The following is a 603-nucleotide window of genomic DNA, read 5'->3' as shown; positions in this document are numbered from 1 at the left end:
TCGGGGACGGCGGATCGACACCGTTCCGCTCCAGCAGCGTCTTGTTGTAGTAGAGCACGGTCGGCGCCACATCGAAGCCGATGGCGTAGGTGCGGCCGGCGAACGAGGAGATGGAGCGAATGGCGGGGTAGAAGTCGTCGAGGTCGAAGTCGGGGTCCGCGGCGATGAGATCGTCGAGCGGCCGGTGCGCGCCGCGGGAGGCGTAGGTGGGGATCAGCCAGCCGTTCAGGGCGGTGACCATGCTTGCCGTTCCGCTGACGAGCCGCAGGTCGAGTTTGGTGGGGTAGCCGTCGGAGGGGGTGAGCGTCGAGGCCGATCTGATGTGCATCCGCCGCTCGACGTAATGCCCGAAGTCGGTCCAGACCCGCTGCTCCTCGGGGCTGCTGGACCACATGGACCAGGTGGCCGTGCCGGGCGGCGGGCCGGAGGAGCAGCCGCTGAGGGCTCCCGTGGTGGCGAGCCCGCCGAGGGCCGCCCCCTTGAGCAGGGCACGACGGGAAAAGCTGGAAGACATCGTCGTCTCCTCGCTGCTGGGTCGGAGTGCGGCCGAGTTCAGAGAAAGGCCAGGTCCAGGGATTCTGCGCGGATGCGTTCCTCGTCGAC

At 68.5% G+C, this 603-nt stretch carries 1 protein-coding gene; it reads right to left on the bottom strand.

Annotation, left to right across the window (positions count from 1 at the left end; genetic code table 11):
• A partial coding sequence (locus tag CCN37_RS38470; protein WP_143262089.1) for an ABC transporter substrate-binding protein occupies positions 1-514 on the bottom strand: 514 nt, incomplete at its 3' end.
• Between the last annotated feature and the right edge of the window lie 89 nt (positions 515-603).

Origin of the sequence: Allokutzneria sp. NRRL B-24872 (genome assembly GCF_002155965.1) — a bacterium.
Taxonomy (GTDB): Bacteria; Actinomycetota; Actinomycetes; order Mycobacteriales; family Pseudonocardiaceae; genus Allokutzneria.
This window is presented reverse-complemented; position numbering and strand designations above follow the sequence as displayed.